Annotated in this window: 7 protein-coding genes and 1 pseudogene; 4 read left to right on the top strand and 4 right to left on the bottom strand. The window is 63.8% G+C overall.

Annotated elements, in window-relative coordinates; all coding sequences use genetic code 11:
• Positions 1-90, bottom strand: a pseudogene (locus tag AB6809_RS32090) (succinate dehydrogenase, cytochrome b556 subunit); the annotation flags it as partial.
• 219 nt (positions 91-309) lie between these two features.
• On the opposite strand from AB6809_RS32090, the gene AB6809_RS32085 reads away from it, so the two are divergent.
• Positions 310-1,206 (top strand): LysR family transcriptional regulator, encoded by an 897-nt coding sequence (locus AB6809_RS32085; RefSeq protein WP_029971530.1) that lies wholly within the window; start codon positions 310-312, stop codon positions 1,204-1,206.
• Between the two features lie 27 nt (positions 1,207-1,233).
• Here AB6809_RS32085 and AB6809_RS32080 read toward each other — a convergent pair whose 3' ends face one another.
• A complete protein-coding gene (locus AB6809_RS32080) occupies positions 1,234-2,142 on the bottom strand; it encodes a LysR substrate-binding domain-containing protein (protein ID WP_371028031.1) in 909 nt (302 codons plus the stop codon).
• A gap of 124 nt (positions 2,143-2,266) precedes the next feature.
• Here AB6809_RS32080 and AB6809_RS32075 point away from each other — a divergent pair, with 124 nt between their 5' ends.
• Positions 2,267-2,917 carry an FMN-dependent NADH-azoreductase gene (locus AB6809_RS32075; RefSeq protein ID WP_006047677.1) on the top strand — a complete coding sequence of 217 codons (651 nt, stop codon included), beginning with the start codon at positions 2,267-2,269 and terminating at the stop codon, positions 2,915-2,917.
• A 264-nt stretch (positions 2,918-3,181) separates the two neighbouring features.
• Positions 3,182-5,278 carry a TonB-dependent receptor gene (locus AB6809_RS32070; RefSeq protein ID WP_371028030.1) on the top strand — a complete coding sequence of 699 codons (2,097 nt, stop codon included), beginning with the start codon at positions 3,182-3,184 and terminating at the stop codon, positions 5,276-5,278.
• A 17-nt stretch (positions 5,279-5,295) separates the two neighbouring features.
• On the opposite strand, the gene AB6809_RS32065 is transcribed toward AB6809_RS32070, so the two are convergent.
• Together AB6809_RS32065 and AB6809_RS32060 are read right to left on the bottom strand one after the other, a co-directional pair.
• A complete protein-coding gene (locus AB6809_RS32065; protein WP_006047679.1) occupies positions 5,296-5,526 on the bottom strand; it encodes a hypothetical protein in 231 nt (76 codons plus the stop codon).
• A gap of 11 nt (positions 5,527-5,537) precedes the next feature.
• Positions 5,538-5,714, bottom strand: a complete 177-nt coding sequence (locus AB6809_RS32060; protein WP_006047680.1) for a hypothetical protein — start codon at positions 5,712-5,714, stop codon at positions 5,538-5,540.
• Between the two features lie 217 nt (positions 5,715-5,931).
• Between AB6809_RS32060 and AB6809_RS32055 the strand changes: the two genes are divergently transcribed.
• Positions 5,932-6,342 (top strand): hypothetical protein, encoded by a 411-nt coding sequence (locus tag AB6809_RS32055; RefSeq protein ID WP_029971533.1) that lies wholly within the window; start codon positions 5,932-5,934, stop codon positions 6,340-6,342.
• Positions 6,343-6,347: the final 5 nt, after the last annotated feature.

Here is a 6,347-nt window from a genome sequence, read left to right as displayed (position 1 = left end):
CCCCGCAAGAGGCAGGCGATACGCCGTCAATATCTGCCCGATACCGATGTTCCGGAACTCCGGCCTCGGTTTTTTTAATGTGTCAGCCACAGTAGACCCCTTCGCTTCATTAGATAAACACAACGGCGCATACCGCCGCGCGCTCCCTGAAGAGCGGCTCGTCCTGCCTTCATCGTCGAAGATAAAAGCCCATGTATTGCGGGACAGACTTATAGGACGCGGACTGCGCGATGGCGATATTTTGTCGCACCGCTGATATACTGTCCAATATCTATCGCGTCTTACTGAAATAGCTTTTACAGATATCGCATGGAGCTGCGTCACATCCGCTACTTTCTCGCGGTCGCCGAGGAGCGCAACGTCACGCGCGCGGCCGAAAGACTGGGCATCGGCCAGCCGCCGCTCAGCCAGCAGATTCATGCGCTCGAAGACGAAATCGGCGTGCGGCTGTTTCGCCGCACCGGCCACGGCGTCGTGTTGACCGAGGCGGGCGAGGCCTTCGCCGCCGACGCGCAGCGCATCCTGCACGACACGCGTCTTGCGGTCGAAAAGGCGCAGAGCGCGGGGCGCGGAGAAATCGGGCAATTCAATATCGGCTTTACGGGCTCCGCTGCGTTCAACCCGGTCGTCTCGAAGCTGATTCGCGCTTATCGGCAGGATTATCCGAACGTCACGCTCACGCTTGCCGAGGGCAACACCGCGCAACTGCTTGCCTATCTCGGCGACGGCCGCGTGGATGTCGCCTTCGTGCGCCTTGGCAGCCAGTCGCCGGCGGGCGTGCAGTTCCATCACATCGCCATCGAGCCGATGAGGGTCGTCTTGCCGGCAACGCATCGTCTCGCGAAGAAACGCAGAATCCCGCTGTCCGCTCTGGCCGACGACCCGTTCGTGATGCTGCCGCGAGAGGCGAGTCCGACGCTGCACGATGTCATCGTCGGAGCGTGCCGGGAGGCGGGATTCGAGCCGATCGCCGGGCAACAGGCGCCGCAGCTTTCGTCGGTCGTGAATCTGGTGGCTGCGGAGTTCGGGGTGTCGCTGGTGCCGGCTTCCGTGTGTCAGATACGCGTGGAAGGCGTCGCTTATACCGACGTGCTCGGCAACGCCATTTCGATCCGGCTGTCGCTGGCTTCGCGGATGGAGGCCGCGCCGGCAAAGACGGCGAATTTTCTTCAGAAGGCGTTTGCGTTGGGGGCGTCGATTACGTGAGGGTTCGGCGCTTCGCTTGGGCTCTGGCTATTCGTTAATCGTGGCCGCAGACGTCGCGGCCCGCGGGCGCCGCGCTTCTATCGCCTCCGCTTTGTGCGCGAACGCCTCCACGATCGCGCCGGCGAGTTCGTCGGCGATCTTTGGCGAGGAAGCCCCCGACGCGAACATCGTGAACTCGACATCCGGCAGCGCGGGCAAACCGGCATCCGGCGGCATCACGCGCAAGCCGTTCACCAGTTGCGTGTGAACTATCGGCGTCACCGCGAAGCCGGCCTGCGCCGCGGCACGCAGACCTGCGACGCTCGAGCCCACGAGCGCAATTCGATACTCGACGCCGCCGCGTGCAAGCGCAGCGAGCGCGGCCTCGCGATAAGGACACGGCTCGGGAAATAGCGCGAGCGGCACCGGCGCGCCGTGCGTCAGCGAACACCATTCCGCTCCCGCCCACACGAGCGGCTCGCGCCACAGCACTTGCCCTGGGCGGCCGCCGTCGCAGCGTCCGCCGATTACGACGTCGAGTTCGCCGTGATCCATCGCGACCAGCAGATCGGCGGGAATGCCGACGCGCACACTGAACGCGATGCGCGGGTAGCGCACGGCGAACGCCTGCATGACGTTCATCAGCCGCACGTTCGACAGGTCTTCCGACAGGCCGACGCGGACTTCGCCTTCGCTCGGCGCACGCGACAGTTGCGCCTGCGCGTCCTGATTGAGCGCGAGGATGGCGCGCGCGTAGCCGAGCAGCAATTCGCCATCGGCTGTGAGCGCGACGGAGCGTGTGGTGCGCGCGAGCAGTTCGCGGCCGATCTGATTCTCGAGACGCCGCACGTGCGCGCTCACCGCGGACTGCGTCAGATTCAGGCGGGCGGCGGCGTGCGTGAAGCCGCCTTCCTTGACGACGGCCACGAATGAACGCAACAAAACGGTATCGAACACGGCGCGTACTCCTCGGTTCGGGGATTCAGTGCGATTGCGACTGAATCGGCTCACTATACTTCGTTTAAATTTCGCGCCGAACTATGTTGAGATGGCTGCACCTTAACCCGTGTGGAGCAATCTCATGCCGACTCTGCTGCATGTCGAAGCGTCGCCGCGTAAAAAGCGATCCGCGTCGCTCGAAGTGGCGCGCGTTTATCTGGACACTTACTGGGAGGTTCATCGGGACGCGCGAATCGACGTGCTCGATTTGTGGTCGACCGAACTGCCGGAATTCGACGGCGATGCCCTCGACGCCAAATATGCCGATCTCAGCGGCACGCCGTTCACCGACGGCCAGCAGAAAGCGTGGTCGCAGATCCGCCAACTCGCGCAGCGGTTGCACGACGCGGACACGCTGCTGTTCTCGGTGCCGCTCTGGAATTTCTCGATTCCCTACAAGCTGAAGCACTTTATCGACGTCGTGTCGCAACGAAACGTGCTGTTTTCTTTCGACGAGCGAGGGCTCAACGGGCTGCTCAAAGACAAGAACGCGGTGGTGATTTACGCGCGCGGCCTCGACTATTCGATCGACTCCATCACCCCCGCGCATTCGTTCGATTATCAACGGCCGTTCATGGAAGCCTGGTTGCGCTCGGTGGGCGTGACGGACGTCGAATCTATCGTCGTCGAGAAGACGCTGTTGGGGCCCGAGGTCGATCATGCGGCGCGGCAGGCTGCCTGCGAGCGGGCCGTTGCGCTGGCGAGGTCGCGGGCTGAGTGTGCTGTGAAGTGAGGTTTGCCGCGTTTTGATGAGGCGTCGCTGAGCGGTCCCGGCGACGCTCGTTCGGCGTGCATGCAGCTTCCGTCACTTTACGTAATAAATGTTACGTTATATCATTCCGCCGACATTGGGCGCGGTCGGGCGATGGCCTGTCGGCATCGGCGATAGTTCGGGTCGCCCAGTGTGAGTCCGGCGGAAATGCGTCTTTGGACTGCAACGTTATAACATTGCACTAGAACGCGCGGCCGACATAAAAAGACAATTCTCGAAAAGACCGTGAACAAAAAACCTCCACGCGCTTCCGTGCGCGCGCTTCGGCTGTCGCCGCTTTCCTTTGGGCTCCTCGCCGCGTTGGCTCATGCGCAGTCCGGCAACGTCAATCCCACGCAGAATTCGACGCAAGCGCCTGGCGGCTCGCTGGCGCCTGTCTTCGTCACCGCGAATCCGTTGGGCGAAACCGACCTGATCGCTCCGGCCACCGCGCTGTACGGCGACGCGCTGACGCGTCGCCAGACGAACTCGCTCGGTGAAACGCTGAACGGCTTGCCTGGCGTCTCGACCACGACATATGGACCGATGGTGGGGCGCCCCATCATCCGCGGCATGGATGGCGACCGCATCCGCATTCTGCAAAACGGCGTGGCCGCGTGGGATGCGTCGTCGCTGTCCTACGATCACGCGGTGCCGCAGGAGCCGTTGACGATCGAGCGCGTCGAGATCGTCCGCGGACCGGCAGCGCTGCTGTATGGCGGCAACGCGATCGGCGGCGTGGTGAACACGATCGACAACCGCATTCCGCGCGAGCCGATCAACGGACTGACGGGCGGCGTCGATGCCAGCTACGGCGGCGCAAACGATGCGCGCGCCGGCGCGGCTCAGGTCGAAGGCGGCAACGGACGCTTCGCGTTCCACGTCGACGCGTTCGATCGCGAGACCAGCAAGGAGCGCATTCCCGGCTTCGCGCACTCGGACCGCCAGCGCGCGCTCGACGGTCCCGATGCCAATGAGGCCTACGGCAGCCTGCCCAACAGCGACGGCCGCTGGCACGGCGGCGCGCTCGGCGGCGCCTATACGTGGGCCGACGGTTACGCGGGCCTGTCGTACAACGGCTTCGAGGCGAACTACGGCTCGGTCGCCGAAGACGACGTGCGTTTGCGCATGCACCAGGACCACGTCGCGTTTGCGTCGGAAGTGCGCAATCTGCGCGGGCCGTTCTCGCAGCTCAAGTTCGATTTCGGCTACACGGACTACGAGCACAAGGAGATCGACAACGGCGAGACCAGCACCACGTTCCGCAATCACGGCTACGAGGCGCGGATCGAGGCGCGTCATCGCAAGATCGGTCCGTTCGAAGGCGCGATCGGCGTTCAGCTCAGCCAGAACACGTTTTCCGCGTTAGGCGACGAGGCGCTCGTTCCGACGACGCAAACAACCAACGTCGCGCTCTTTGGCCTCGAAGAGTGGAACGTGACCGACGCGTTGAAGCTGAGCGCGGGCGCGCGTTACGAGCACGTCAAACAGCAGCCGACGGCAGCCGGCAACGACAAGTTCGCAAGCGCTCACGACCGGGATTTCAATGCGGTCAGTGCGTCGCTCGGCGCGCTCTACAAGCTGACGTCGCTCTGGTCCGTGGCGGGCAATGTCGCCTATACGGAGCGCGCGCCGGCGCTCTATGAGCTGTATGCAAACGGTCCGCACGACGCGACCGGTCAGTATCTGATCGGCAACCCGGATGCGCAGAAAGAAAAGGCCGTGTCGACCGACCTGTCGCTGCGTTTTGCGAGCGGTCCGAACAAGGGCAGCGTCGGCGTGTTTTACAGCCGCTTCAAGAACTATCTGACCGAGTTCAACACAGGGCGCCTCGTGGACGACTCCGACCAGGTCGTCGCGCCCGGCACCGACGATGCGTTGAACGAAGCCGTCTATCGTGGCGTTCGGGCGGAGTTCTACGGCATCGAACTCGACGGCAAGTGGCGCGTGTTTCAGAAGGGCGCGCATCAGGTGGACGTGGAACTCACCGGCGACTACACGCATGCGCGCAACATGGACAACGATCAGCCGCTGCCGCGCATTTCGCCGTTGCGTGCGACGCTCGCGGTCGACTACGGCTACGGGCCGTTCGGCGCACGTGCCGAACTTGAACACGCATGGGGACAGCACCGCGTACCGGAGAACGATCTGCCGACAGCCAGCTATACGAAGCTCGGCTTGCTCGTCACCTACAAGTTCCGCGTCGGCGCGACGGACTGGCTCGCCTATCTTCGCGGCGATAACCTGACGAACCAGGACATCCGCTATGCAAGCTCGGTGGTCCGGGACATTGCGCCCGAGGGCGGCCGAAGCGTGATGGTCGGACTGCGCACGACGTTCTGAGCCGCGCGCCGATTCGGTCACACGCGGCGCTTTTTCCACGCGTAGTCTGGCGGCGGATCGGCGACGCCCGGCCGTCCCACCGAATTCGGATTCTCCGAGCACAGCGTGACGAAAGACACGGACTCGCCGCGCGACTGACGGCGTCGCAACGTTTCGGTGAACGCCAACGCGTCCGCCATCGCATCGGCGGGAAACGACGCGCAGCGCGGCACGATGCCGTCGTCTATGGTCTCCGACCAATAGACCATGTAGACCGGCTTCACGGAGCAGGCGACTGACTGCCGGGCGTACCCACGCCGGGTATATCGCGCACCGGCTGCTGGTCCGGCTCGAGATCCGTTTCCGGGAGCGACTCGGGCGTGCGGGCAGGCGGCGTACCGCGACTGACTTCGGACTGCTGGGGATCGGGTTTGTTGGGCGCGGGTGTTTCGCTCATCGGTGGCTCCTTGCAGTGCTGCGATTGAAGTGAGGCTGTCCTATGCGCAGCATCGGCTATGCCGACGCTCGGCCAACCGGCCCGCCGAGCGCGCGGACAACGTCCGCGAATCGCGCTTTCTCAGTTATTACAACGGCTTGTAAATTCCACGCCGGCAACGCAATGCGCGCGGCGCCTTTACAATTCAGCACTTCAATCCGACAGACGAACATGCGCGATGAGATACCACTTTGCATTGACCTTGGCATTCACCTTTGCGACGGCCGTCGCAGCGAGTGCGGCCGCTAACGCGCAAACGCCCGCGAGCGGCGACACGGGCGCGCTGCAATGTGCGATCGGAAAAGTGACAGGCGTCGGCGGCTCGGAGCAGAGCGTGCGCGAATACCTTGCGACGCCCGGGCGCGATCAGTATCGCTACCTCGCCGATCATCCGATTCAATGCCGGATCTCCGACGAAGGCCGCGCGTCCGCGTGTACCGGCATTACGACGCTTCGCCGCGAACAGGTGAGCGTGTACGACCAGATCGACAGCTCGTTGACCTCCGTGGTTGCGCGCGTCGACCTGGATCACGGCACGTATCCTATCCTGATCGTCGTGCCGAGCAAGGACGTGCAGTGCCAGGAGTGAGTGGC

The sequence above is a fragment of the Paraburkholderia sp. RCC_158 genome (assembly GCF_041355255.1).
GTDB lineage: Bacteria > Pseudomonadota > Gammaproteobacteria > Burkholderiales > Burkholderiaceae > Paraburkholderia > Paraburkholderia graminis.
This window is presented reverse-complemented; position numbering and strand designations above follow the sequence as displayed.